Annotated in this window: 23 protein-coding genes and 4 tRNA genes; 9 read left to right on the top strand and 18 right to left on the bottom strand. The window is 55.2% G+C overall.

The features are described from left to right. Positions 1 to 75 precede the first annotated feature (75 nt). On the top strand, positions 76 to 960 hold the full coding sequence (locus AC1MKH_RS00790) for an Rpn family recombination-promoting nuclease/putative transposase (RefSeq protein ID WP_276223092.1): 885 nt from the start codon (positions 76 to 78) through the stop codon (positions 958 to 960). Between the two features lie 41 nt (positions 961 to 1,001). Here AC1MKH_RS00790 and rhtC read toward each other — a convergent pair whose 3' ends face one another. The 3 genes from rhtC to pldA form a co-directional block, all read right to left on the bottom strand. After that, positions 1,002 to 1,622, bottom strand: a complete 621-nt coding sequence (gene rhtC / locus AC1MKH_RS00785; protein ID WP_015966422.1) for a threonine export protein RhtC — start codon at positions 1,620 to 1,622, stop codon at positions 1,002 to 1,004. A gap of 60 nt (positions 1,623 to 1,682) precedes the next feature. Then, the gene (gene recQ, locus AC1MKH_RS00780) at positions 1,683 to 3,512 is read right to left on the bottom strand and encodes an ATP-dependent DNA helicase RecQ (RefSeq protein ID WP_276223094.1); all 1,830 of its coding nucleotides are present in this window, start codon (positions 3,510 to 3,512) and stop codon (positions 1,683 to 1,685) included. Positions 3,513 to 3,631: 119 nt separating this feature from the next. After that, positions 3,632 to 4,498: a phospholipase A gene (gene pldA / locus AC1MKH_RS00775; RefSeq protein ID WP_015966424.1), complete on the bottom strand. Its 867-nt coding sequence runs from the start codon at positions 4,496 to 4,498 to the stop codon at positions 3,632 to 3,634. Between the two features lie 161 nt (positions 4,499 to 4,659). Between pldA and yigI the strand changes: the two genes are divergently transcribed. Both yigI and rarD read left to right on the top strand, forming a co-directional pair. Then, positions 4,660 to 5,127, top strand: coding sequence for an acyl-CoA thioesterase YigI (gene yigI / locus AC1MKH_RS00770; RefSeq protein ID WP_149464887.1), 468 nt, complete (start codon positions 4,660 to 4,662; stop codon positions 5,125 to 5,127). A 50-nt stretch (positions 5,128 to 5,177) separates the two neighbouring features. Further along, positions 5,178 to 6,071 (top strand): EamA family transporter RarD, encoded by an 894-nt coding sequence (rarD, locus tag AC1MKH_RS00765; RefSeq protein WP_276223097.1) that lies wholly within the window; start codon positions 5,178 to 5,180, stop codon positions 6,069 to 6,071. A gap of 102 nt (positions 6,072 to 6,173) precedes the next feature. On the opposite strand, the gene corA is transcribed toward rarD, so the two are convergent. From corA to lptM, 8 genes are all read right to left on the bottom strand, one after another. Beyond that, on the bottom strand, positions 6,174 to 7,124 hold the full coding sequence (gene corA / locus AC1MKH_RS00760; RefSeq protein WP_015966427.1) for a magnesium/cobalt transporter CorA: 951 nt from the start codon (positions 7,122 to 7,124) through the stop codon (positions 6,174 to 6,176). A gap of 153 nt (positions 7,125 to 7,277) precedes the next feature. Beyond that, positions 7,278 to 7,334, bottom strand: coding sequence for a YsgD/CorL family protein (ysgD, locus tag AC1MKH_RS00755; RefSeq protein WP_350435819.1), 57 nt, complete (start codon positions 7,332 to 7,334; stop codon positions 7,278 to 7,280). A 148-nt stretch (positions 7,335 to 7,482) separates the two neighbouring features. Continuing rightward, positions 7,483 to 9,645: a DNA helicase II gene (gene uvrD / locus AC1MKH_RS00750; protein ID WP_015966428.1), complete on the bottom strand. Its 2,163-nt coding sequence runs from the start codon at positions 9,643 to 9,645 to the stop codon at positions 7,483 to 7,485. Positions 9,646 to 9,786: 141 nt separating this feature from the next. Next, positions 9,787 to 10,503: a 5-amino-6-(5-phospho-D-ribitylamino)uracil phosphatase YigB gene (gene yigB / locus AC1MKH_RS00745; RefSeq protein WP_276223101.1), complete on the bottom strand. Its 717-nt coding sequence runs from the start codon at positions 10,501 to 10,503 to the stop codon at positions 9,787 to 9,789. Further along, positions 10,503 to 11,405, bottom strand: coding sequence for a tyrosine recombinase XerC (gene xerC / locus AC1MKH_RS00740; RefSeq protein WP_276223104.1), 903 nt, complete (start codon positions 11,403 to 11,405; stop codon positions 10,503 to 10,505). Before xerC ends, yigB begins: the two co-directional genes overlap by 1 nt. Next, positions 11,402 to 12,109 (bottom strand): DUF484 domain-containing protein, encoded by a 708-nt coding sequence (locus AC1MKH_RS00735; protein ID WP_015966431.1) that lies wholly within the window; start codon positions 12,107 to 12,109, stop codon positions 11,402 to 11,404. The genes xerC and AC1MKH_RS00735 overlap by 4 nt, the downstream gene beginning before the upstream one ends. Continuing rightward, complete coding sequence (dapF, locus tag AC1MKH_RS00730) at positions 12,106 to 12,930, bottom strand: diaminopimelate epimerase (protein ID WP_015966432.1); 825 nt, start codon at positions 12,928 to 12,930, stop codon at positions 12,106 to 12,108. Before dapF ends, AC1MKH_RS00735 begins: the two co-directional genes overlap by 4 nt. A 35-nt stretch (positions 12,931 to 12,965) precedes the next feature. Then, positions 12,966 to 13,169 carry an LPS translocon maturation chaperone LptM gene (gene lptM / locus AC1MKH_RS00725; RefSeq protein WP_015966433.1) on the bottom strand — a complete coding sequence of 68 codons (204 nt, stop codon included), beginning with the start codon at positions 13,167 to 13,169 and terminating at the stop codon, positions 12,966 to 12,968. Between the two features lie 281 nt (positions 13,170 to 13,450). Here lptM and AC1MKH_RS00720 point away from each other — a divergent pair, with 281 nt between their 5' ends. Together AC1MKH_RS00720 and cyaY are read left to right on the top strand one after the other, a co-directional pair. Continuing rightward, on the top strand, positions 13,451 to 13,876 hold the full coding sequence (locus tag AC1MKH_RS00720; RefSeq protein ID WP_327622003.1) for a hypothetical protein: 426 nt from the start codon (positions 13,451 to 13,453) through the stop codon (positions 13,874 to 13,876). Between the two features lie 82 nt (positions 13,877 to 13,958). After that, the gene (gene cyaY, locus AC1MKH_RS00715; RefSeq protein ID WP_276223111.1) at positions 13,959 to 14,279 is read left to right on the top strand and encodes an iron donor protein CyaY; all 321 of its coding nucleotides are present in this window, start codon (positions 13,959 to 13,961) and stop codon (positions 14,277 to 14,279) included. A 61-nt stretch (positions 14,280 to 14,340) separates the two neighbouring features. Here cyaY and cyaA read toward each other — a convergent pair whose 3' ends face one another. After that, positions 14,341 to 16,887, bottom strand: coding sequence for a class I adenylate cyclase (cyaA, locus tag AC1MKH_RS00710; protein ID WP_276223113.1), 2,547 nt, complete (start codon positions 16,885 to 16,887; stop codon positions 14,341 to 14,343). 360 nt (positions 16,888 to 17,247) lie between these two features. Between cyaA and hemC the strand changes: the two genes are divergently transcribed. The 4 genes from hemC to hemY are packed head-to-tail and all read left to right on the top strand — an operon-like array spanning position 17,248 to position 21,327. Next, the gene (gene hemC, locus AC1MKH_RS00705; RefSeq protein ID WP_276223115.1) at positions 17,248 to 18,189 is read left to right on the top strand and encodes a hydroxymethylbilane synthase; all 942 of its coding nucleotides are present in this window, start codon (positions 17,248 to 17,250) and stop codon (positions 18,187 to 18,189) included. Further along, positions 18,186 to 18,926: a uroporphyrinogen-III synthase gene (gene hemD, locus AC1MKH_RS00700; RefSeq protein ID WP_276223117.1), complete on the top strand. Its 741-nt coding sequence runs from the start codon at positions 18,186 to 18,188 to the stop codon at positions 18,924 to 18,926. Before hemC ends, hemD begins: the two co-directional genes overlap by 4 nt. A 20-nt stretch (positions 18,927 to 18,946) precedes the next feature. Further along, a complete protein-coding gene (hemX, locus tag AC1MKH_RS00695; protein WP_276223119.1) occupies positions 18,947 to 20,128 on the top strand; it encodes a uroporphyrinogen-III C-methyltransferase in 1,182 nt (393 codons plus the stop codon). 2 nt (positions 20,129 to 20,130) lie between these two features. Beyond that, the gene (hemY, locus tag AC1MKH_RS00690; RefSeq protein ID WP_276223121.1) at positions 20,131 to 21,327 is read left to right on the top strand and encodes a protoheme IX biogenesis protein HemY; all 1,197 of its coding nucleotides are present in this window, start codon (positions 20,131 to 20,133) and stop codon (positions 21,325 to 21,327) included. A 422-nt stretch (positions 21,328 to 21,749) separates the two neighbouring features. Here the strand turns inward: hemY and AC1MKH_RS00685 are convergent. The 6 genes from AC1MKH_RS00685 to wecG form a co-directional block, all read right to left on the bottom strand. Next, positions 21,750 to 21,826, bottom strand: a tRNA-Pro gene (locus AC1MKH_RS00685). A gap of 41 nt (positions 21,827 to 21,867) precedes the next feature. After that, positions 21,868 to 21,954: transfer RNA gene (locus AC1MKH_RS00680), tRNA-Leu, on the bottom strand. A gap of 21 nt (positions 21,955 to 21,975) precedes the next feature. Then, a tRNA-His gene (locus AC1MKH_RS00675) sits at positions 21,976 to 22,051 on the bottom strand. A gap of 56 nt (positions 22,052 to 22,107) precedes the next feature. Further along, positions 22,108 to 22,184 (bottom strand) — tRNA-Arg (locus AC1MKH_RS00670). A gap of 102 nt (positions 22,185 to 22,286) precedes the next feature. Further along, positions 22,287 to 23,672 carry a bifunctional threonine/serine APC transporter ThrP gene (thrP, locus tag AC1MKH_RS00665; RefSeq protein ID WP_276223123.1) on the bottom strand — a complete coding sequence of 462 codons (1,386 nt, stop codon included), beginning with the start codon at positions 23,670 to 23,672 and terminating at the stop codon, positions 22,287 to 22,289. A gap of 215 nt (positions 23,673 to 23,887) precedes the next feature. Next, positions 23,888 to 24,628 carry a lipopolysaccharide N-acetylmannosaminouronosyltransferase gene (wecG, locus tag AC1MKH_RS00660; RefSeq protein ID WP_276223125.1) on the bottom strand — a complete coding sequence of 247 codons (741 nt, stop codon included), beginning with the start codon at positions 24,626 to 24,628 and terminating at the stop codon, positions 23,888 to 23,890. Positions 24,629 to 24,634: the final 6 nt, after the last annotated feature.

The following is a 24,634-nucleotide window of genomic DNA, read 5'->3' as shown; positions in this document are numbered from 1 at the left end:
ACTTTATTTTCGCGCTGTTACCGCGCTCATCTCAGTGCCAGAATGCCGCCAAATTTCACACATGGATGATGAAAAATGGCGGATGCAACCACTCCTCATGATGCAGTCTTTAAAGCATTCTTATCCCGGCCAGAAACGGCGCGCGACTTTATGGAAATTCACCTGCCCCCTGCGCTGGTAAACCTCTGCCGCCTCGACACGCTCCATCTGGAAGCCAGCAGTTTTGTAGAAGAGAATCTCCGCCAGTATTACAACGACGTGCTCTATTCGCTGGAAACCAGTAAGGGAAACGGGTATGTGTATGTTTTGATTGAGCACCAAAGTTCACCGGATGAGAATATGGCCTTTCGTTTGCTTCGCTATGCCATTGCCACCATGCAGCGTCATCTGGAAGCCGGGAACAAAACCCTGCCGCTGGTGATCCCGATTCTGTTTTATCAGGGCAAGCGCAGCCCTTACCCCTGGTCAATGAACTGGCTCGATGCTTTTCCGGATCCGGACACCGCGCGCGAGCTCTATTTTCACGCATTTCCCCTGGTCGACATCACCCTGATCCCCGATGAGGAAATCATGCAGCACCGCAGCATGGCGGCTCTGACGCTGGTTCAGAAGCATATCCGCCAGCGCGACATGGCAACGTTGCTGGATAAACTGGCGCAGCTATTGACGTTAGAGCAGATGAGCGGACAACAAATCCGCACCCTGGTAAAATACATGATGCTGGCAGGTGAAGAAAAAGACGTTCAAACATTACTGTATGGGCTGGCACAGCGCGTGCCGCAACATGGAGAAGAACTGATGACTCTGGCGGAAAAATTATTGAGTGATGGAATGCGACAGGGCAAACAAATAGCCCTTCTCGACGTCGCGAAAACCATGCTGCAACGCGGGTTTGATTTTCAGACCATCATGGAAATGACTGGCCTTTCGCAGGATGACCTTAAGCAGCTTCAGCACTAAGGCGGTAACCCACCCCGATAGGTTCGGAGTGGGTCAATGGGTTAGCGCGAAATAATCAAATGAATGCCGAAGCCCGCGAACAGCGTACCAGCAAAGCCGTCGATCCACTTCGCGGCTTTCTGGTAGCCACGACGCATGGTCGGCAGCGCGAACAGGCTCGCCACCACGGTAAACCAGGCGAGGGTTTCGAGGATAATCATCAGGAAAATCCCCCAGCGTGCGTCTGCACCGACATTGTCGCCAACGAACAGTGAAAACACAGAGCCAAAATAGATAATCGCTTTCGGGTTCGCCAGGTTGGTCAGCAGCCCTTTCATAAAGCTGCGGCCACTTTTCGCCAGCTCAACCTGCGGTTCCGGTGCGGCGTGATTCTCTTTTTTCAGCGCACCGCGCAGCATCTGGTAACCCATCCAGCACAGGTACAGGCCACCACCGACCATAATAATGGTGTGCAGCCACGCCATTTTTTCGATGATCAGGTTAAGACCAAGCAGCGCCACGCCCGCCCAGACCATCACGCCACAGGTAATGCCGAGTACGCCCATCATCGCTTCTTTGCGGGAGCGACTGATCGCGGTCTGCGACACGAAAAAGAAGTCCGGGCCCGGGCTCATCAACGCAATGATGTGCACCAGCGCCACTGTCAGAAACAGAGTTAACATAACGTACTCGCGGGGAATAATTCAGTGAGTAACCATATTGGCACTTTTTATTGCAGTTGACTACTCATCATCGTCGCCATCCACATGTGCGCGGATCAACGCCATAAACTCTTTACCAAAGCGCTCCAGTTTACGCATCCCCACGCCGTTGACGCTAAGCATTTCGCTGGCGGAAACCGGCATCTGCTCTGCCATTTCAATCAGCGTCGCATCGTTGAAGACCACGTAAGGCGGAATGTTCTCTTCATCGGCGATGGCTTTACGCAGCTTGCGCAGTTTGGAAAACAGTTTACGGTCATAATTGCCCACTGCGGCTTTCTGCATCACGCGCGGTTTCAGGGCGACAATGCGCGGTACCGCCAGCATCAGCGGCATCTCACCACGAACAATGGGCCGCGCGGCGTCGGTGAGCTGTAAGGCGGAGTGCTGGGCGATGTTCTGCATCGCAAAGCCCATATGAATCAACTGGCGAATCACGCTCACCCAATGCTCATGACTCTTTTCACGCCCCATGCCGTAGACCTTGAGTTTATCGTGGCCAAACTCGCGAATACGCTGGTTGTTGGCGCCGCGAATCACTTCCACCACGTACCCCATCCCGAAGCGTTGATTCACCCGATAAATCGTCGAGAGCGCGATCTGTGCGTCGTTCAACCCATCGTACTGCTTTGGCGGGTCGAGGCAGATATCGCAGTTACCGCACGGCTCCTGACGCCCTTCGCCAAAATAGTTCAGCAACACCAAACGGCGGCAGGTTTGCGCCTCGGCAAACGCGCCCATCGCGTTGAGCTTATGCCGTTCGATATCCTGTAGTGGCCCGGCGGGTTTCTCTTCAAGGCAACGGCGCAGCCATGCCATATCCGCCGGATCGTAAAACAGCATCGCTTCCGCAGGCAGGCCATCGCGCCCGGCGCGGCCCGTTTCCTGATAGTAGGATTCAATATTACGCGGAATGTCGAAGTGCACGACAAAGCGCACGTTGGGTTTGTTGATGCCCATCCCGAACGCCACAGTGGCAACCACGATTTGCAGGTCATCACGCTGGAATTTTTCCTGCACCTCTGCCCGCACGGCGTTATCCAGCCCGGCGTGATACGCGCCGGCGCTAATACCCCGGCTTTGCAGGCGTGCGGCGGTGTCTTCCACCTTCGCGCGGCTGTTACAGTAGATAATGCCGGACTTGCCGCGTTGCTCCTGCACGTAACGCATCAGTTGATCGAGCGGCTTGAACTTCTCCATCAGCATGTAGCGAATGTTGGGGCGGTCGAAACTGCTGATTTGAATAAGCGGGTCGTTCAGCCCCAGCAGGCGAACAATGTCGCGACGCGTCGTGTCGTCAGCCGTGGCGGTAAGCGCCATAAACGGCAGCGCCGGGAAGCGCTGACGCAGCTGGCCTAATGCCGCATATTCCGGGCGGAAATCATGGCCCCATTGCGAAATACAGTGCGCTTCATCGACCGCCAGCATCACCGGATTCCAGTGGGCGAGATGCTCCAGGAAGTTATCCAGCATCAGGCGTTCCGGAGCGATGTAGAGCAGGCGAATCTGCCCGCTACGACAGCCCGCCATCACTTCCTGCTGCTGCTCGCGGCTCTGCGTTGAGTTGATGCAGGCCGCCGCCACGCCGTTGGCGGTAAGCTGATCGACCTGGTCTTTCATCAGCGAGATCAGCGGCGATACCACCACCGTCAGGCCATTCAGCACCAGCGCCGGGATTTGATAACAGAGCGACTTGCCGCCGCCTGTCGGCATAACCACCAGGCAATCGCGCCCTTCCAGCACGGTATCAATAATGTTTTCCTGGCCCGGGCGGAACTGCTGGTAGCCAAAGGTTTCCTGCAAAACCTGTTTAGCCAGCGATTCCTGATTCAATACTTCCGCCTGTGCCACATTGACTCCGTTTACCGAAAAAATAAAAACAGGCGCTATTTTCAGCGCCTGCGTTCTAAACTGCAACGTTTTAGACGAATTCCTTCGGCCATGCTCGCAACATCATGGGAAAGCCCGCGTTAAAACAGATCGTTAAGCATGACACCCACGCCCACACGCGTTTGATTGAAATTGTAGTCAATCAGCGATTCGCCGTAGCCGCTATAAACCTGGGTATAAAGGCGAACGTGCTTGCTGATAGGATAGCTGACGCCCACTTCCGCGCCGCCGTAACCGGTGTTCCAGTTATACTGGCCCTGCGCACTCAGTACCGCGTCACCCAGTTGGTAACCGACTTTCAGACGATAGTAGCCCATATATTTGGTGATATCCGGGTTATCGTTGGAGTTCCCCACCACATACCAGGGTTTCACCTCGACCAGCCAGTTGCCATTTTGCGCCATCAGGCGCGTATAGAGACGGTTCCAGCTACGAGACGTGGGGTCTGAGCGACCATTTGAATCATGGTTGAAACCAAATTCCACGTCGCGCAGCGTCCAGCCTTCCCATGAATAATCGGTGGCGAAACCCAGGAACAGCTGCGGTTCATAGTTGGTTTCGCGAAACGGCGAAGATTCACCACTGTTCGACAACTGCCACCAGGAACGCTGGGTATACGATGCGCCCAGCACCGAGTTATCACCCAGAATGCCGCGCCATAACGGGAAGGCCAGGCTGAGCTGAAACTTCACTTCATCTTTGCGCGCGTGCTCGGCCCAATCGTAGGAACTGATCGCTTCTTTATTGAGATCGCTGGTCCAGGTGTAAAGCAAGTAGTTGCTTTCATAAGGATAAAGCGTGAAGGGATTATCATGTTCCTGCAGCAGGTTAGCCATGATACTGCCTTTTACAGCAGGCGTGTCGTGAACCGATTTAATTGTCGCTTCCTGCGCGAACGCTGAAACAGGCAGCACTGCCGCCAATAACCAACTCCGGGTGAGCTGCATCAGTCATGTTCTCCTGAACAAATAAATTCATATAGTGAATGCTTGAATGTCATTCATTTTACATACTTAAGCATTTAATGCTCAGTAATCCATTCCTAATGTAGAAAACAACATTTCATAGGCATAAAATCAACATTTCGTTAACGAATGAAAGGGTTGTTATGTCTTCTGAACTCACTGCCGATGCCGCGCTGAAGCTGGTCGGTGAAATCTTTGTTTATCACATGCCGTTCAACCGGGCGCTTGGCCTGGAGCTGGAACGTTATGAAAAAGACTTCGCCAAACTCAACTTTAATAACCAGCCGATGATGGTGGGTAACTGGGCGCAAAGTATTCTGCACGGCGGTGTGATCGCTTCAGCGCTGGATGTCGCGGCAGGCCTGGTCTGCGTCGGCAGTACATTGACGCGCCACGACACCATCAACGAAGAAGAGCTGCGTCAGCGTCTCTCACGGATGGGAACCATCGATTTACGCGTTGATTATTTACGGCCGGGGCGCGGCAACCGCTTCACCGCCACCAGCACCCTGCTGCGCGCAGGCAACAAAGTCGCCGTCGCGCGCGTGGAGCTGCACAACGAAGAGCAGGTCCACATCGCCAGCGCGACCGCCACATATATGGTGGGATAAACAGTAAAATCGGGTAAAATCAGTTTACTTTTTTGTAACGGATGACTCCGATGGATGCCAAACAGACGCGGCAGGGCGTGCTTCTCGCCCTCGCCGCCTATTTTATTTGGGGTATCGCTCCGGCGTACTTCAAACTTATCTACTATGTGCCTGCCGATGAGATTCTGACGCACCGCGTGATCTGGTCCTTCTTCTTCATGGTGGCGCTCATCAGCATCAGCCGTCAGTGGTCTATGGTGAAAGCGCTGCTGCAAACGCCGAAGAAAATCTTCATGCTGGCGATCTCTGCACTGCTGATTGGCGGTAACTGGCTGCTGTTTATCTGGTCGGTGAACAATCACCATATGCTGGAAGCGAGCCTGGGTTACTTTATTAACCCGCTGGTGAATATTCTACTGGGGATGCTGTTCCTCGGTGAGCGCTTCCGCCGGATGCAGTGGCTGGCTGTGGCCCTCGCTGCCTGCGGCGTGCTGGTACAGCTCTGGACGTTCGGCTCACTGCCGATTATCGCGCTCGGACTGGCATTCAGCTTCGCCTTCTATGGCCTGGTGCGCAAAAAAATCGCTGTCGATGCGCAAACCGGCATGCTATTTGAAACCCTGTGGCTGCTGCCGGTCGCGGCCATTTATCTGTTTGGCATTGCCGACAGCGCGACCAGCCATATGGGCAGCAACAGTTTGTCGCTGAATCTGCTGCTGATTGCCGCAGGCGTGGTGACGACGATTCCGTTGCTCTGTTTCACCGGTGCGGCAACCCGTTTACGCTTATCAACGCTGGGCTTCTTCCAGTATATCGGCCCAACCCTGATGTTTATCCTGGCGGTGACCTTCTACGGTGAAACGCCGGGTGCCGATAAAATGGTGACATTTGCCTTTATCTGGGTGGCACTGGCAATCTTTATTATGGATGCGGTGTATACGCAGCGGCGGGGACGTCGGGGATAACCGTGTGCCGGATGGCGGCTTCGCCTTATCCGGCCTGGGTTTTGGCGTTATGTTTGAACGGGGAAGTAGGCCTGATAAGCGCAGCGCCATCAGGCAACGAACTTACAGCCAGTTCTTCCGTTTAAAGTACAGATATGGCGCCAGCCCGGCGAGCATCATAAAGATAATCGCGCCTGGGTAGCCGAAGCTCCACTTCAGCTCCGGCATAAACTCGAAGTTCATCCCATAGCTGGAGGCCACCAGCGTCGGCGGCAGGAAGACCACGGAAACCACCGAGAAGATCTTAATGATGCGGTTCTGCTCGATGTTAATAAAGCCCATCGCCGCCTGCATCAGGAAGTTGACCTTCTGGAACAGTGATTCGTTGTGCGGCAGCAGGGATTCGATATCTCGCAGAATTTCACGCGCCTGCTCCAGCTGCACCGCCGGTAAACGCGCTTTACGCACCAGAAAGTTAAGCGCGCGCTGGGTATCCATCAGACACAAACGCACCTTCCAGCCGATATCTTCCAGTTCTGCCAGCGTGGAAAGCGCCTCGTCATATTCATCGCCCTGATGACCTTCCATGATGACGCGGCTGAGTTTTTCCAGATCGCTGTAGATGTTTTCAATTTCATCCGCCAGCTGTTCAATCTTAGTTTCAAAGAGATCGAGCAGCAGCTCATAAGCATTCCCGTCAACCATCGACTGGTTACGGGCACGCATGCGATAAAGACGAAACGCCGGTAGCTCACGTTCGCGCAGGGTGAAGAGTCGCCCTTCGCGGATGGTGAACGCCACGGTGGAGTTACCTGCGTGATCGTCTGCATCTTCATAGAAGAAGAAGGAGTGGATGTGCAAACCGTCTTCGTCTTCAAAGAAACGCGCGGATGCTTCGATGTCTTCCAGTTCAGGGCGCGTGGCCAGGTTCTGGCCCAATTCCTTTTGCACACGGTTTCGTTCTTCATCGTCGGGTTCGACTAAATCAACCCACACCGAGCTGGCGAGATGGCTGATTTCGTCCGCTTCAAGACGCGTTAAACGATTTTTTTCCAGTTGAAATGCGCTCAGCATGACCGGGACTCCCAATGCAAAAAATTATCGGACAGCCGGTGGGCACACAGAAACAAATTGGGTTTCAGACCATTAAACAGCCTGACTCATTGCGACGGGGAAATGACACGAGTCGCCGACAACCGCTAAGGCTATCAGCATAAGAGGATAGCCTTAGGAGTTGTTCCTGAATGACAGGAGAGTGAGCCAGCATCTACTGGGTGTGTCCAAGGCATTTGTCCTCTTAGCGTAATCGTGCGCGCATGTTACGCCAGCAAAAAAACCGCGTCAACACGCAACGGAATGCTAAATGGTAAGATTTACCTCATTCACTGTAAGGCTAGCAGACTCTCAGAAAATAACGATACTTTTCGGACAGTTAGACTGTTTCCAGCTTGGCGTATGCCGCAACCAGCCATTTGATCCCCTGCCCCTGGAACGCGACCTGCAAGCGGCTGTGCTCGCCGCTGCCTTCAAGATTGACGATAGTACCTTCGCCAAACTTAGCGTGGCGCACGCGCTGGCCGAGTTTATAACCGGTGTCATTTTCGGAAATTGGCGTCCCCATGCGCTGATGGCTTACCGGGCGGCTGACGGTGGCGCGCAGGCGTACCTCTTCCACGCAGTTCTCCGGCAGCTCGCCGATAAAGCGCGACGGACGGTGATAGACCTCTTTACCGTACAAGCGGCGCGTTTCGGCGTAGGTCAGCGTCAGTTTCTGCATCGCACGCGTCACGCCAACGTAGGCCAGACGGCGCTCCTCTTCCAGACGCCCGCCTTCTTCCAGCGACATCTGGCTCGGGAACATGCCCTCTTCCATGCCGACGATAAACACCTGCGGGAATTCCAGCCCTTTCGCCGAGTGCAGCGTCATCAGCTGCACCGCGTCCTGCCAGGTGTCCGCCTGCCCTTCGCCCGCTTCCAGCGCGGCATGAGACAGAAACGCCTGCAACGGCATTAAATCTTCGTCTTCTTCGTTGTACGCGAACTGGCGCGTCGCCGTCACCAGTTCGTCTAAGTTTTCGATTCGCGTCTGTCCCTTCTCGCCCTTTTCCTGCTCGTACATCATGCGCAGGCCGGAGTCTTTCACCACGCGGTCTGTCTGCACGTGCAGCGGCATATCCGCCGTTTCCTGGGCCAGCGCGTCAATCAGTTCCATAAAGCGCTGCAATGCGCTCGCCGCGCGTCCTGCCAGCGCTTTTTCCTGCAACAGCTCGCGGCACGACTGCCACAGCGTAAGCTGACGATCGCGCGAGGTCTGGCGCACCACATCCAGCGTGCGATCGCCGATGCCGCGCGTCGGCGTGTTCACCACGCGCTCAAACGCCGCGTCGTCGTTGCGGTTGGCAATCAGGCGCAGATATGAGAGCGCATCTTTGATTTCCTGACGTTCGAAGAAGCGCATACCGCCGTAAATACGGTACGGCATGCTCGCCTGCAGTAACGCCTCTTCCAGCACGCGCGACTGGGCGTTGCTGCGATAGAGAATGGCGCACTGATCCAGCGCGCCGCCGTTGTCCTGCCAGGTTTTGATACGGTTGACCACAAAACGCGCTTCGTCGAGTTCGTTGAAGGCGCAATAGAGCGAGATAGGTTCGCCGTCGGCACCGTCGGTCCACAGTTTTTTACCGAGACGACCGTTATTGTTCTCAATCAGGGCGTTCGCCGCGCTCAGAATATTGCTGGTAGAACGGTAGTTCTGCTCCAGACGGATAGTTTCGGCACCGGGGAAATCGTTGAGGAAGCGCTGGATATTTTCCACCTGCGCGCCACGCCAGCCGTAGATTGACTGGTCGTCATCGCCCACAATCATTACTTTACCGGTGTCGCCCGCCAGCAGGCGGATCCAAGCGTATTGAATGTTGTTGGTATCCTGGAATTCGTCCACCAGGATATTTGTGAAGCGCTCGCGATAGTGCTGAAGAATGTGCGGCTTGTTAAGCCACAGTTCATGCGCGCGCAGCAGCAGTTCGGCGAAATCCACCAGCCCTGCGCGGTCGCACGCTTCCTGATAAGCCTGATAAACTTTCTGCCAGGTTTGTTCAACCGGGTTGCCGTAGCTTTGAATGTGGTGCGGACGCAGCCCTTCGTCTTTCTGGCTGTTGATGTACCACATCGCCTGACGCGGCGGCCACTGCTTCTCGTCGAGGTTCATCGCTTTGATCAGACGTTTCAGCAGGCGCAGTTGGTCTTCGCTATCAAGGATTTGAAAATCCTGCGGCAGATTGGCGTCCAGGTGGTGCGCGCGCAGTAAGCGGTGCGCCAGCCCGTGGAAGGTGCCGACCCACATGCCGCCCTGCGTAGTGCCCATCAGTTGCCCGATACGGTGACGCATCTCCGCCGCCGCTTTGTTGGTAAACGTTACCGCCATAATGGAATACGGCGAGCAGTTTTCCACGGTCATCAGCCAGGCGATACGGTGAACCAGTACGCGCGTCTTACCACTGCCCGCCCCAGCCAGCACCAGCATGTTGGTGCGCGAAGCGGCGACGGCTTCGCGCTGTTTGTCATTAAGGCTGTCGAGCAGGTAAGAAACGTCCATTGATGGCACCGCCGCGTTAAGAATAGATAAACTGCGAAATGCCCGGTGGCGCTTCGCTTACCGGGCCTACGTTACCGTAGGGCGGATAAGCGTAGCGCCATCCGCCAAAACCCCTGGAATTTTATACAGAACTATTGAGGATTATATCAGCGAGGTCAGCGATGCCAACCGGGAAATTTCGATATGCGGCAGTAAACGGCTATCAGCCACCTGCATCAGGTCTGCATCTTGCGGTTTGATCCAGCATGCCTGTAACCCGCTGCGAATCGCGCCCGCGACGTCCGTCGTCAGGTCATCGCCCACATGCAGAATGGCGCTAAGCGGCACATCCAGCTTTTCAGCGGCCAGATGATACATATCGGCAAACGGCTTCGAGCGCCCATCCGGCCCGGCGCGCAGCACAAACTTAAAATAATCGTTCAGGCCAAACAGCTCCGGCTGGGCATTACCATTGGTGATCGCCACCAGCGGCCATTTTTCCGCAAGCTTTGCCAGCGTATCGTGCGTTTCCTGCGGAACATCAATTCGGCTGCGCCATTGCGCGAAATTGGCCATCGCCGCATTTGCGCCAATCGCCGCTTCCTGCGCGGTTAAGCCCGCGTTGAGCATGCCCAGTTCCAGTGCGCGGCGACGCCATTCGGTGACATCGTGATAAATTTCCGGCTCCGCTTTGCGCAGCGCGTCGCGTAGTTGCTGTAAATCGCGGTTTTCGAAATGGCGCAGTGCCGGATGATAGCTGCGCACAAATGCCAGCGATTCCTGCTGGGTGCGATCAATCACCGGATGGTTGTCGTACAGGGTGTCGTCCAGGTCAAACGTCAGTGCGGCGATGTGGCCCAGTGGTCGGTAAAAACGCATTATTTCCCCCGTTTAGCGCGTGGATGCGCGGCATCGTACACCGAGGCGAGGTGTTGAAAATCAAGATGGGTATAGATTTGGGTGGTCGAGAGATTGGCGTGCCCCAACAGCTCCTGCACACCGCGCAGATCGCCGCTCGACTCCAGCATGTGGGTCGCAAATGAGTGACGCAGTTTGTGCGGATGCACGTGACTGTTCAGGCCCTGCTTGATACCCCACTCGGCAAACCGCTTTTGGACGTTACGCGCCGAGATACGTTTCCCCAGTTTGGAAAGAAACAGCGCGTCATCGTCGCTACCAAACAGCCCACGTAAATCGAGCCAATGCTCAATCCACGCCACCGCGTTGCGGCCAATGGGCAGGCGGCGCTCTTTGCTGCCTTTGCCCATCACCCACACTTCCCCGGTGTCGAGGTCGAGATGTTTGATATCCAGGTTCACCAGTTCAGAAAGACGCAGACCGGCGCCGTACATCACTTCCAGCATCGCGCGGTCGCGTACCGCCAGCGGATCGTTAATATCGATATCCAGCAGGCGATTGACGTCATCAACGTCGATATTTTTCGGCAGATGGCGCGGGGCTTTTGGCGCGGAGATCCCTTTTGCCGGATTCGCGGGCAGCTCGCCCTGGCTCACCATCCAGTCAAAAAAGCTGCGCAACGCCGACAAGCGTAACGCCAGGCTGGCCGCCCCCAGCCCTTTTCGGCGGCTGCGGGTGGCAAAGCTGCGCACCATGGCAGCATCACATTGTTGCCAGCGCTTCAGGCTCATCTGCTGGGCCAGTTCAATGATGGCATCAAGCTGACGCTGATAATTGAGAAGCGTAATCGGGCTAAGCTGGCGCTCGACGCCCAGATAACGCAGAAAACGCGTTACTGCCGCAGAGAGAAGTTCGTCATTCATGCGCGCTCAATCCAGCGCTCCAGCAGACCTGGCAGCATCAGCGCCACTTCCTGCAGAAGCTGCGTACCCTGCCCGGCTTCATAGTGATGCGCATCGCGGCTGGTAAACAGAATCACGCCGAGGTCAGCGTCGCTGCCCATCATCGACATCGCCACCGACCCAACGGCTTTCGCTTCCGGCAGCACCACCAGCAGCTCAGGGCCGTTCAGCGTGCCCAGATAGTGGCGCTCCTGACCAAGACGCTGAATACGCAGCGGTTCAAACGCCTGGCGCGACAGCACCAGTTGGGTGTATTTCGACGGCGCGCCCAAACGCCAGCGATCGGCAAAGAGACGTATTGATGCGCCCGCAAGGCCCAGATCGCGCGCCCAGCGGTGAAAGCGCAACAGCAAATCGTCGAGACTTTCCGCGCTCGCCAGGCGATTTTGCAGATGCAGCAAACGGTAGAACAGCCCTTCGTTGGCCGTGGCCTGCTCCATCAGCAGCGACATGTTCTCTTCAAGCGTATGAATATGATTACGCGCGCGCGCCATGTGCCACTCAACCAGCGACACCGTACCGCGCACCGGGTGTGGAACACGCATCTGTTCCACGACCGCGGCATTACGTATAAAGAATTCAGGATGTTGCAACAGATAATCCACGACGGCGCGATCGTCGAGCGCGCTTAATGCTTCCTGCTGTTCTTCCCCGACTTGTTTCATAAGTGAATAAATCCGTCATAGACGTGTGCCGCCGGGCCAGTCATATACAACGGTTGACCCGGGCCTCTCCAGGCGATATCCAGACGTCCGCCCGGTAACTCCACGCGAACCTCTTCGTCCAGTAGCCCCTGCTGGATACCCACAGCCACCGCCGCACAAGCGCCGCTGCCGCAAGCCTGCGTCTCACCCGCGCCGCGCTCATAGACGCGCAAACGGATGTGATCGCGTTTAACCACCTGCATAAAACCGATGTTGGCGCGTTCCGGAAAGCGATCGTGGCTTTCCATCACCGGGCCCAGCGACTCAACCGCCGCCGTTTCAACATCATCGACCTGAATCACGCAGTGCGGGTTACCCATTGAGACCACGCCGCACAATACTGTCTGCTCGGCCGCTCGCATAATATAGGTCTTTTCCGCTTTGTTGGCGCGGAACGGCACCTGCGAAGGTTCGAAGTTCGGCTCGCCCATATTCACGCGAACCAGATCGTCATCTGTCACACTTAATACCATACGCCCGTTGGCGGTGCTGACGCGAATATCACGTTTATTGGTCAGGCCTTTCAGACGCACGAAACGCGCAAAGCAGCGCGCCCCGTTGCCACATTGCGACACTTCGCTGCCGTCGGCATTAAAGATGCGATAGTGGAAATCGAGATCGGGATCGTAAGGCGGCTCGACGACCAGCAGTTGGTCGAAGCCGACGCCCAGATGCCTGTCCGCCAGACGACGAATCAATTCCGGCGAGAAAAACACATTCTGCGTCACCGCGTCGACGACCATAAAATCGTTGCCAAGGCCATGCATTTTAGAGAACTGCATTATCTACTCCAGTTACGCGGAACAGAACGGTGATATCAATAGTTGACTTGCGTCGGGCCGCCGTCGTCACCGCGATCGTTACGATCCGGCGAATCCGTTTGGATCTGGCTATCCACGGGTTTAGTCGGCGTTGGCGCCGTTTTATCAGCCGGTGGGAAATAGAGCGGGCCTTTAAGGCCGCAACCGGTAAGGCTAAACAGCACAGCCAACACGGCCAGCGGTCGGAAAATGTTCTTCATTCCAGGGTACCTGTAGTTCAAGACTTTCTGCTTTCTATCATCGCAGGAGAAGGCGTAAAAGCAAGCGTTTAGCATCTCTTTATGGAATCCGAAAAGCAGCGGATTGTCATGATTGTAACGTATTCAGGTTGGGGAATAGGGTTTACTTGGGGTTTTGTGGGGAAGATGACTCGCCAGGATTGGCTAGCAGTCCCGTGACGCGCATTTTCCTTTGGCCGGAAGGACAAACTGGCACAGAGCATTTTCCACCGCTCATGATGATTATTAAAGAAGGAAATGGAATGCAAAAAATAGCCTTACGGATTGGCATAGCTCTAAGCATCATGGCCGCAAGCAGCTTCAATTACGCGGCCACAAGCGAGATACAAAAACCAAACATCATCCTGGATGCAACCACATTAGGCACTGACAGCGATGAGATTAGCCGTCCCCTCGACATTAACGATGATGGCATTTCCGAAACGCTTAACTGCACGTATTCACCTTCCACGCCTCCCGCTGCCTGCGGGAAAGATGATTGTGGATATACCGCGAGTGACGCACCGACTATGGCTTGCAGTATTATGACCCCGGATAACTCCAAAATTAACATTGACTATTTTTGTAGCAAAATTAGCCTGATGAAAGAAAAGAATCATGGCGTACACAACCTGTTATGCGACGAGGATGCAATCTTGCGTTGGAATGGGACGAGGTATGAAGGTTAAGTTTTATAGCCGAACCATGTTGATTTCACTGTTAGACGAAACAACTTATACTGCCGCCATCACTTAAAAACAGGAAACTACAATGAACGACAGTGAATTTCATCGCCTTGCCGACACCCTGTGGATGACCATTGAAGAGCGTCTGGACGACTGGGATGGCGACAGCGATATCGACTGCGAAATCAACGGCGGCGTGCTGACCATCAGTTTTGAGAACGGCAGCAAAATCATTATCAACCGTCAGGAGCCGCTGCATCAGGTGTGGCTGGCGACCAAGCAGGGCGGCTACCATTTTGACCTGAAAGGCGATGAGTGGATTTGCGATCGCAGCGGCGAAACCTTCTGGGATTTACTGGAGCAGGCGGCGACGCATCAGGCGGGTGAAGCGGTGAGTTTCCGCTGAGTTTTATTGCCGGATGCGGCTTCGCCTTATCCGGCCTACCGTAACCAACGGCGCGCAATACTTACGAAAAATACTGCTGCAATAACGGCGCGTCGTTATCCTGATTACTCGGCGGGATCGTGCCAATCTCCTGGCTGCGGTAAGGAATAACCTGCGCGCGGCCATCAACTTTCACAATCTGGTAGAACTGCGGCAGGTTGAAGTTGATAAAGCTTGAGCCGTAGGTAAAGCGATCGTGCGAAGACGAGTAGAAGCGGCTAACGTCGCGCACCAGCTCCTCTTTGCTGCCTTCACAGTGGTGATACACTTCCGCGCGGTTGGTTTCATCCAGAATATAGATGTTAAAGCCCTGCTCTTCGCCGGAATCTTCAAAGAAGAACTGAATGATCCCTTCGCTGGCAAAGCCATCCACCACCTGCGGCAGTTTGACGTGGTTGGTTTCCACCTGCACCGACAAACCATGTAGTTTGTTGTGCGAGATAGCGCCATAGAACTCGATGGCGTTTTCCAGCTTCTGCACCGAGACGTTCAGACGTTCGAAGAACAGGCCCCAGGTTTGGCCGGAGACGCGCAGCGCTTTGAAGCGCCCGGTTTCCTGGCGCGTGCTGGAAAGGCGCAGGTCGATACATTCCGAAACCAGCTGCTGGACACGGGTACGAATCAGGCCGCGTAAATGTTGGCTATAGCAGAACACTTCCACGCTATCCGGCGGAGCGGCGTCCTGGTGCATTTTGCCGAGAATCGTTTTCAGCGCTTCAATCATCGCCTGCTCGCCGTTGAAGTGCAGCGTACGCACCTCGTTCCACGAGTTGCGATACAGCAGGTCAACGCTGCCGACGAGGCAGTTTTGTTCTTCGCCAAAGCTGAAGACATCGAGCTTACGGAAGTCGAAATGGACGACCTGATTGCGGAAAGCCGCCGTCGGGTCATATTCCAGGTTGACGATAATCGCCAGATGGCGAATTTCACACGGGCTGTAAAGCGCTTTTGGTGTCGGCGCAGGCAGGCGTAATGGGAAATGATGGGAAACATCCGCCACCATCTCCTGCAATTTTGCCAGGTCGACAATACCGTTGCCCTTAATAAACAGGCGGGTGCGTGAGGTCAGCAGGCCGTTAAACCAGGCCCATGCCACCAGCTTATTAAGATAGCGGTTATATTCCAGCGGCTGATGGCTGACAATCGATTCCATATTCGGCGCGCGGTTGTAGAGATACCAACCGGTACGGTTGGCACGGCCCGGCGGCACGTGGATGAAGGTCAGGTTCGGCTCGGAAAGATCCGGTGAAATCTGCGGGTTCACCAGCGTCACTTTGCCCGGCAGCGCTTCAAACGCCGCGTACAGTTTACGGGTCAGTACCCCGATATCCTGCGGGCTGGCGGAGACGCTCAGGTTGTTGCGACGCGCGAAACGAATCAGGTTACGGTAGCTCTGCATCATCGCGTCGAGCAATTCGTTGTGCGCTTCGCGCACCTGATCGATTTTCCAGTTTGCCCGGTTATCCAGCATGGCGAGACGCGCTTCGTCCCAGCCCCACTCTTTCACCAGTTGGCTGACCACTTCACGACGCCAGCCGACGCACGCGCGTTCGCGGCTCAGCTTTTCGCACACTTTCAGATAGAAGCAGCGGCGTACAAGGTCAAGACGCGTATCATCGTCAATCGCTTTGAGATAGTCAGTAACGCGTTCCAGCATCATGCAGTAGGAGTCGAGACCAAATGAAACAATCTCGCCATCGTGCAGGCGCTGTTTGATATCTTTCGCCAGCAGGCGCGTATTGGGATATTCCCAGGAGTAGGCTTCCAGCAGCAGGGTTTTCAGCACCGCTTTGTACGGTGAGTCGATACTCTTATACAGCTGCCACAGGCTGGCGCCAAAGTACTCTTCCGCCGACAGCGAACTCAACCCGCCAAGGTCGAGCCACTCGTTCGGCGTCAGCACGCCCTGCGCGTAGAGCGTCATGACGTAGTCGTCGTAATGCTCTTCTTCTTCGCACGGCACCATATTCCACAGAATACGTTTCCCCGCGAGGCGCACGGCAGTGCGATAAAATTCATCCAGCAGCAAGATGTGCTGCGTGGAGCCGCAGTCTTCGCCGCCCAGGCTGCCGCTTTCGTTATGACGGAAGCGGTTTTCGTCGATCAGGAAGAAGCTGACTTCCACGCCCAGCGAAGCGGCCCAGCTTTCCAGCAGGCTGCATTTGCGTTGCAGAAGTTGACGTTCGTCGTTATCGAGCCAGGACTGGTGACAAACCCAGATATCGAGGTCAGAAGAGCAGCTTTGCCCAACGGACGAGGTGCTGCCCATTGAGTAGACGCCGGTTATCGGCAGCTCGCCTTTTGGCGAGGCCTGCGGCGGCATACCACGGTGCAGTTCAAGTTCGTCGAGGTAGTGGCGTTGGGTTTCATCAGGCGTGTAGAGGCAAATGCCTTTGGGAACGTTACCGTCGAGGTAACCCGGCATCAGTGGGTGATGATAATGTAATAATGTCGGCAGCAGACTGTAAACCTGTTGGAAAGCAGGCCCCATGGCAGCAAGCGCGCGATCCACACGCAGTTGATTGATGGCATCCAGTCTCTGTTTCAGTGTCTCAATATAGAGGTACAAGACATATCGCCTGATGTTCAAAACCTGGCGTAGCGCCCGTGAAGGGAAGTACGGAGGTTTTTAGAATTTCAACAAGAATCGTGGCCTTTGTCGCCCGTCCTTATGATTATGGTGGTGCGGACGAACAAATGGTTTAAAACGTGATCAATTTAACACCTTGCTGGTTGACCGTAAAGAAAGTTGCACTACATACAAGTGTAGCACCGTTTGTTATCTGTAAATTCCACAATACGTTTAGGTCTATATTGGAAACTTCCAGAAAATACGGGCAACCCAGACATTGCGCAAACACCGTGAAAACTAACATCATTAAAGCAACAATGTTAGGATGGGCCGTGGACGACAATGACGGTAACAAGCATGTTAGACAAAGTTTTGAGAATTGCCACACGCCAAAGTCCTCTTGCACTTTGGCAGGCACACTATGTTAAAGACCGCCTGATGGCCTGTCATCCAGGGCTGACGGTTGAACTCGTGCCGCTGGTGACGCGCGGCGATGTGATCCTTGATACCCCGCTGGCAAAAGTGGGCGGTAAAGGGCTCTTTGTAAAAGAGCTTGAGCTGGCATTGCTGGAAAACCGGGCCGATATCGCCGTTCACTCCATGAAAGATGTTCCCGTCGATTTCCCTGAAGGCCTGGGGCTGGTGACCATTTGCGAGCGTGAAGATCCGCGCGATGCATTCGTCTCTAACCACTATGCCTCGCTGGACGATTTACCGGCAGGCAGCATCGTCGGCACCTCCAGCCTGCGTCGCCAGTGCCAGATTGCGGAATATCGTCCCGATTTAGAGATTCGTTCGCTGCGCGGTAACGTCGGCACGCGTCTTGGAAAACTGGATAACGGCGATTACGACGCCATTATTCTGGCCGTCGCCGGTCTGAAACGTCTGAAACTTGACGATCGCATTCGACAGGCGATGCCGCCTGAGCAATCATTACCGGCTGTCGGCCAGGGCGCCGTCGGCATCGAATGTCGCCTGGATGATGACGTTACGCGTACGCTGCTGGCACCGCTTAACGATGCGCCAACCGCCACCCGCGTACTGGCGGAACGCGCCATGAACACGCGTCTGGAAGGCGGCTGTCAGGTGCCGATTGGCAGCTACGCCGAACTGACTGACGGCGAACTGTGGCTACGTGCGCTGGTTGGCGCGCCGGATGGTTCACAGATGGTGCGCGGCGAACGACGCGGCAAGCCGGAAGACGCTGAACGCATGGGCGTTGAGCTCGCTGAGGAACTGTTGAACAACGGTGCGCGCGAGATCCTCACCGCCGTCTACAACGGAGAGAAGCCCGAATGAGTATCCTGGTCACCCGCCCGTCTCCAAAAGGAGAAGAATTAGTGAGCCGTTTGCGCGCACTGGGGCGAGTGGCCTGGAGCTTTCCGCTGATTGAAATCACCCCCGGTCGCGAACTTGCGCGCCTCTCTCCCGCACTGAACGCCCTAAGCTCTGACGATTTGCTCTTCGCGTTATCACCGCACGCTGTGTCATTTGCCCAGTCTCAATTGCAGCAACAGGGCCAGCACTGGCCGCAGCAGGCGGCCTGTTTCGCCATTGGGCGCAGCACCGCGCTGGCGTTGCATCAGGTGAGCGGCTGCCAGGTGCGGTATCCTTTGGATCGGGAAATCAGCGAAGTCTTGCTACAATTACCTGAATTACAAAATATTGCGGGTAAGAAAGCGCTCATCTTACGTGGCAATGGCGGGCGTGAGTTGTTAGGCGAAACGCTGGCCGCACGCGGCGCTGAAGTCACATTCTGTGAATGTTATCAACGCAGCGCTGTCCATTATGATGGCGCGGAAGAAGCCATGCGCTGGCAGAAACGTGAGGTGTCGACTCTCGTCGTCACCAGCGGGGAAATGTTACACCAACTTTGGGCACTCATTCCGCAATGGTATCGCGAGCACTGGCTGCTGCGCTGCCGTTTGCTGGTTGTCAGTGAGCGTCTTGCACAACTGGCCCGGGAGCTGGGCTGGCAGGAAATTCAGGTTGCCGATAGCGCTGACAACGATGCGCTGCTGCGCGCACTACAATAACTTCAAAACTGGAAGCCATAATGACGGATCAAAAAGAAAACTCCGCCGTGGTTGAAGAGACCAGGGAGGCCGTGGAGACCACGCCACAGCCAGAAGCACAAAAACCCACTGACGCCGAAAAGAAAACCGGCGGCGCGAAAACCAGCCTGGTGCTGAGCGCCGTGGCGATCGCTATTGCGCTGGCGGCGGGCGTGGGGCTGTATGGCTGGGGAAAACAGCAGGCCGTAAATCAAACCACTGCCAATGACACGCTGGCAAATCAACTCGTCGCGCTGCAAAAAGCGCAGGACGACCAGAAAACGCAATTCGACACTCTGCTGAAACAGCAGGCCGCACAGCTTGCCGAGGCGCAGAACCAACGCGATACGCTGGCGAAGCAACTGGATGAAGTGCAGCAAAAGGTAGCGGCCATCTCCGGTACCGATGCGAAAACCTGGCTGCTGGCACAGTCCGACTTCCTCGTGAAGCTGGCTGGCCGCAAGCTGTGGAGCGATCAGGATGTCACCACCGCCGCCGCGCTGCTGAAAAGCGCCGACGCCAGTCTGGCCGACATGAACGACCCAAGCCTGATTAGCGCCCGTCGCGCCATCACCGAAGATATCGCCAGCCTGGGCGCGGTTTCTCAGGTGGACTACGATGGCATCATCCTGAAAGTGAATCAGCTGGCGAATCAGGTGGATAACCTGCGTCTGGCGGATAACAACACCGATGATTCCCCGATGGATTCCGATAGCGATGAGCTCTCCAGCTCAATTGGCGAGTGGCGGGTAAATCTGCAAAAAAGCTGGCAGAACTTTATGGACAGCTTTATCACCATCCGTCGTCGTGATGAAACCGCCGTGCCGCTGTTAGCGCCCAATCAGGACGTTTACCTGCGCGAAAACATTCGCTCGCGTCTGTTGGTTGCAGCACAGGCTGTACCGCGTCATCAGGAAGAGACTTACAAACAGGCGCTGGATAACGTCTCGACGTGGGTTCGCGCCTACTACGACACCGACGATGCCACCACCAAAAGCTTCCTCGATGATGTGGACAAACTCAGCCAGCAGAGCATCACCATGAACGTGCCGGAAACACTGCTAAGCCAGCCGATTCTGGAAAAACTGATGCAGACGCGCGTGCGTAATCTGATGGCGCAGCCCGCTGCGGCCGCACCGGCTGAAACGCCCGCGCCCGCCCCTGCCGCGCCTCAAGGAGAGTAATTATGTTGAAAGTCTTATTACTCTTCGCACTGTTGATCGCCGGGATCGTCGTCGGCCCGATGATCGCCGGGCACCAGGGTTACGTCCTGATCCAAACGGATAACTACAACGTAGAAACCAGCGTCACCGGGTTAGTGATCATCATGATCCTTATCATGGTGGTGCTGTTTGCCCTCGAATGGGTGCTGCGCCGCATTTTCCGCACCGGTGCGCATACGCGCGGCTGGTTCGTGGGCCGCAAACGTCGCCGCGCGCGTAAGCAAACGGAACAGGCGCTGCTCAAACTGGCAGAAGGTGATTATCAGCAGGTTGAGAAGCTGATGGCGAAAAATGCCGATCACGCAGAACAGCCGGTGGTTAACTATCTGCTTGCCGCCGAGGCCGCTCAACAGCGCGGTGATGAAGCGCGGGCCAACCAGCATCTGCAACGCGCGGAAGAGAATGCCGGCAACGATTTGATTCCGGTCGAAATCACCCGCGTGCGTTTACAGCTGGCGCGTAATGAAGATCACGCCGCTCGCCACGGCGTCGATAAGTTACTGGAAATCACGCCGCGTCATCCGGAAGTCCTTCGTCTCGCCGAGCAGGCTTACATCCGTACCGGCGCATGGAGCTCGCTGCTGGACATCATCCCGTCGATGGCGAAAGCGAACGTGGGCGATGAAGCTCATCGCGCGGCGCTGGAGCAACAGGCGTGGATTGGCTTAATGGATAAAGCGCGTGCTGACGAAGGAAGCGAAGGGTTGCGGAACTGGTGGAAAAATCAGAGCCGTAAAACTCGCCACGAAGTGCCGCTTCAGGTGGCCATGGCGGAGCACTTAATTGAGTGTGACGATCATGATACCGCGCAGCAGATCATCATCGACGGGCTGAAACGTCAGTATGACGACCGCCTGGTGATGCTGATTCCTCGCCTGCATACCAATAACCCGGAACAGCTGGAAAAAATACTGCGCCAGCAGATCAAGAGCGTCGGCGATCGTCCGCTGCTGTGGAGTACGCTGGGCCAGTCGCTGATGAAACACGGCGAGTGGCAGGAAGCCAGCATTGCATTCCGCGCCGCGCTTAAACAGCGTCCCGATGCCTTCGACTATGCCTGGCTTGCCGACACGCTTGACCGTCTGAAAAAACCGGAAGAGGCAGCGGCCATGCGCCGCGATGGGTTGATGCTGACGTTGCAAAATAACCCGCCGCAATAATCATTGCTTCAGGGGGCCATCCGGCCCCCTTTTTTTATCCATAAAAAAACGCCTGCTCACAGGAGCAGGCGTTAAAACAGGTCTTTATGACAACAATGGGTGCTTCACTCAACGTTATGTCCATGGTGTCTGATGAGGCCTGAGCGACATCTGTCATCGGACGATAAGCACCGTAAACGGCTCTGCGTCATTCCTGAGTTTATGAGGCCAGAAGGCGAGCATAAGAGATGGAATGAGCATCTACGGCGCGCATTATTGCACACACTTTGACACAAAGACATCTACTTTATTAAGGATTGGGAATTTTCTGCTCAAACTGTCAGCAGGCAGATTTACATCATAGTAATCAGGGTATTGAAGGAAAACGAGGGAAGTACAGAGGCGCAGAAAACAAAAAACCCCGCCGAAGCGGGGTTCAAAATTGGTCGGCGAGAGAGGATTCGAACCTCCGACCCACTGGTCCCAAACCAGTTGCGCTACCAAGCTGCGCTACTCGCCGAAATACTGCTTTTTGAATTTTTAGTTCAATCTTTAAAGTCGTGGTGCGAGGGGGGGGACTTGAACCCCCACGTCCGTAAGAACACTAACACCTGAAGCTAGCGCGTCTACCAATTCCGCCACCTTCGCATTGTCACAACTTTTAAATAATGGGGTGGCTAATGGGATTCGAACCCACGACAACTGGAATCACAATCCAGGGCTCTACCAACTGAGCTATAGCCACCACTGCAAATCTTTTACGCGGTTATCAAAACCACCGCAGCTCCAGCACCGGGTAAGTGGTGCGCCCGACAGGATTCGAACCTGAGACCTCTGCCTCCGGAGGGCAGCGCTCTATCCAGCTGAGCTACGGGCGCTTAGCGCCGTTGCGGGGTCGGATATTACGGACTTCCTACCCCGCTGTCTAGTGCCTTTTTAAAGAAAATTATCGTTTGCTCAGGGTTTGTGCGTTTTGTCGCTTATTTCTCCACTTTTTGCAGATCTACGCCCCGATTCAGGCCAAAAACTTTATAAACCAGCGTGACAAGCGCCAAAAAGAGAATGCCGACAAATAGCGACATGCGCGTATCTTCGTTGATTCCCATGCCGATCAGCACACAAACCAGGAACGCCATCGTTAAATAGTTGGCCCACGGGAAGAGCAACGAGCGGAACGGATGGCTGGCAATCGCTTCTTTGTGCGCACGACGGAAGCGAATCTGGCTAATCAGAATGACAAACCACGGTACCATCCCCGGCAGGACGCTGGCGCTATACACGTAAACGAACACGCGCTGCGGATTAGGAATAATGTAGTTGAGGCAGGAGCCAATCAGCAGAATCACAATAGAAAGCGCCACGCCCGCCGCCGGAACACCGCTGCGCGATACTTTCGCCATCGCCGCCGGAAGCTGACGGTTCTTCGCCAGCGCGTAGAGCATACGCCCACAGCTATACATCCCGCTGTTACAGCCTGAGAGCGCCGCCGTCAGCACCACAAAGTTAATAATCCCCGCCGCCGCGGTAATACCAATCTTGGCGAAGGTCAGAACAAACGGGCTGCCATTGGTGCCGATTTCATTCCACGGGAAGATGGTGACAATGACAAAGATAGCGCCAACATAGAAAATCAGGATGCGCCACAGCACTTTACCTACCGCACTGCGCAGTGTGACCTGCGGGTTTTTCGCTTCACCCGCTGTCATACCGATCAATTCAACGCCCTGATACGAGGCGACCACGATACAGAGCGCCGTCAGGAAGCCTTTCCAGCCGCCCGCAAAGAAGCCGCCGTGTGCCGTCAGGTTTTCAAAACCAATCGAATGGCCACCGTTACCGAAGCCGAAGAAGATCACGCCGAGGCCAATCACAATCATTACAATGATGGTGGTGACTTTGATCATCGCGAACCAGAATTCGATTTCGCCGTACAGACGCACCGCCGCCAGGTTCGCCAGCGCCACCAGCCCGACAGCAATCAGCGCCGGGATCCACTGCGCCATATCCGGGAACCAGAACTGTACGTAGACGCCAATAGCGGTAATTTCCGAGATCCCCACTGCCATCCACATAAACCAGTAGGACCAGGCCGTGAGATAACCAAAGAACGGGCTCATATAGCGGTGTGCGTAAACAGCGAACGACCCGGTGACCGGCTCGATAAACAGCATTTCACCCATTGATCGCATGATGAAGAAGACAAATACGCCAGCCAGAATATAGGCCAGCAGTACGGACGGACCTGCCCACTTCAGCGTGCTTGCGGCGCCCATAAACAGGCCGACACCAATGGTGCCGCCAAGGGCGATTAATTCGATGTGACGGGCTTCCAGACCGCGCTGGAGCTCCGGTTTTTTCTCTGCCATAAATCCTCTTGTGTTTGCATGATTTCCGGTCATTGCCGGTTATTTTTATGTGTAAAACGCATAACGCTTACAGGTAGGGGGATATCAAAAAACAGACGGATTTTCCATCAAGGGGGCGAATGGTTTAACAATTTTTGATAAATGGCAAATAAAGTATTAAATATGTGAATGAATCGCGCAAATATTGCGCAACCATTCACATTTTCAGGAAGGGATTACAGCTGATTGGTGTAGTGCCAGCGCAGATAGCGCAGCAGGCGAAGCTGGCGGGTAATGCGGCTTGGCTGTGAAAGCAGGCGGTAAAGCCACTCCAGCCCCAGATTCTGCCAGAACTTCGGCGCGCGCTTCACGTGGCCGGTAAAGACATCGTAGGTGCCGCCCACGCCCATATAGAGCGCATCCGGATAGATTTCGCGACAGTCGCGCATCAGGATCTCCTGCTTAGGCGAGCCCATGGCAACAGTGACGATTTTCGCCCCGCTGTCGCGAATGCGCTCAAACAGCGCCTGCCGTTGTTCCGGTTTAAAGTAGCCGTCCTGCGTGCCGACCAGATTTACATTCCACTGCTGACGCAGCTTCGCTTCCGTCTGAGCCATCACTTCCGGTTTGCCGCCCACCAGAAAGACCGGCGTACCTTCTCTGCCCGCGCGTTCCATCAAGGCTTCCCAGAGATCGGCGCCAGCCACGCGCGACACGTCCGCCTGCGGGTATTTTTTGCGTACCGAGCGCACCACGCTAATGCCATCGGCATATTTATATTCCGCCGCGTTAATCAGCGCGCGAACTTCGGCGTTATCTTCCGCCGTTAGCATCTTCTCGGCGTTAATCGCTACCAGCGTGCCGCTTTTGAGCTGCCCATCGGCATACAGAAAGTCCAGCGCATGCTGCATGTTGCGCCAGCCGACAAGCTTCAGACCGCGCAGCTCGTAGGTTGGCGCGGTATGTGAATCAGTCATGAGTAT

The organism is Pseudocitrobacter sp. CD920760, from assembly GCF_057782505.1.
This window is presented reverse-complemented; position numbering and strand designations above follow the sequence as displayed.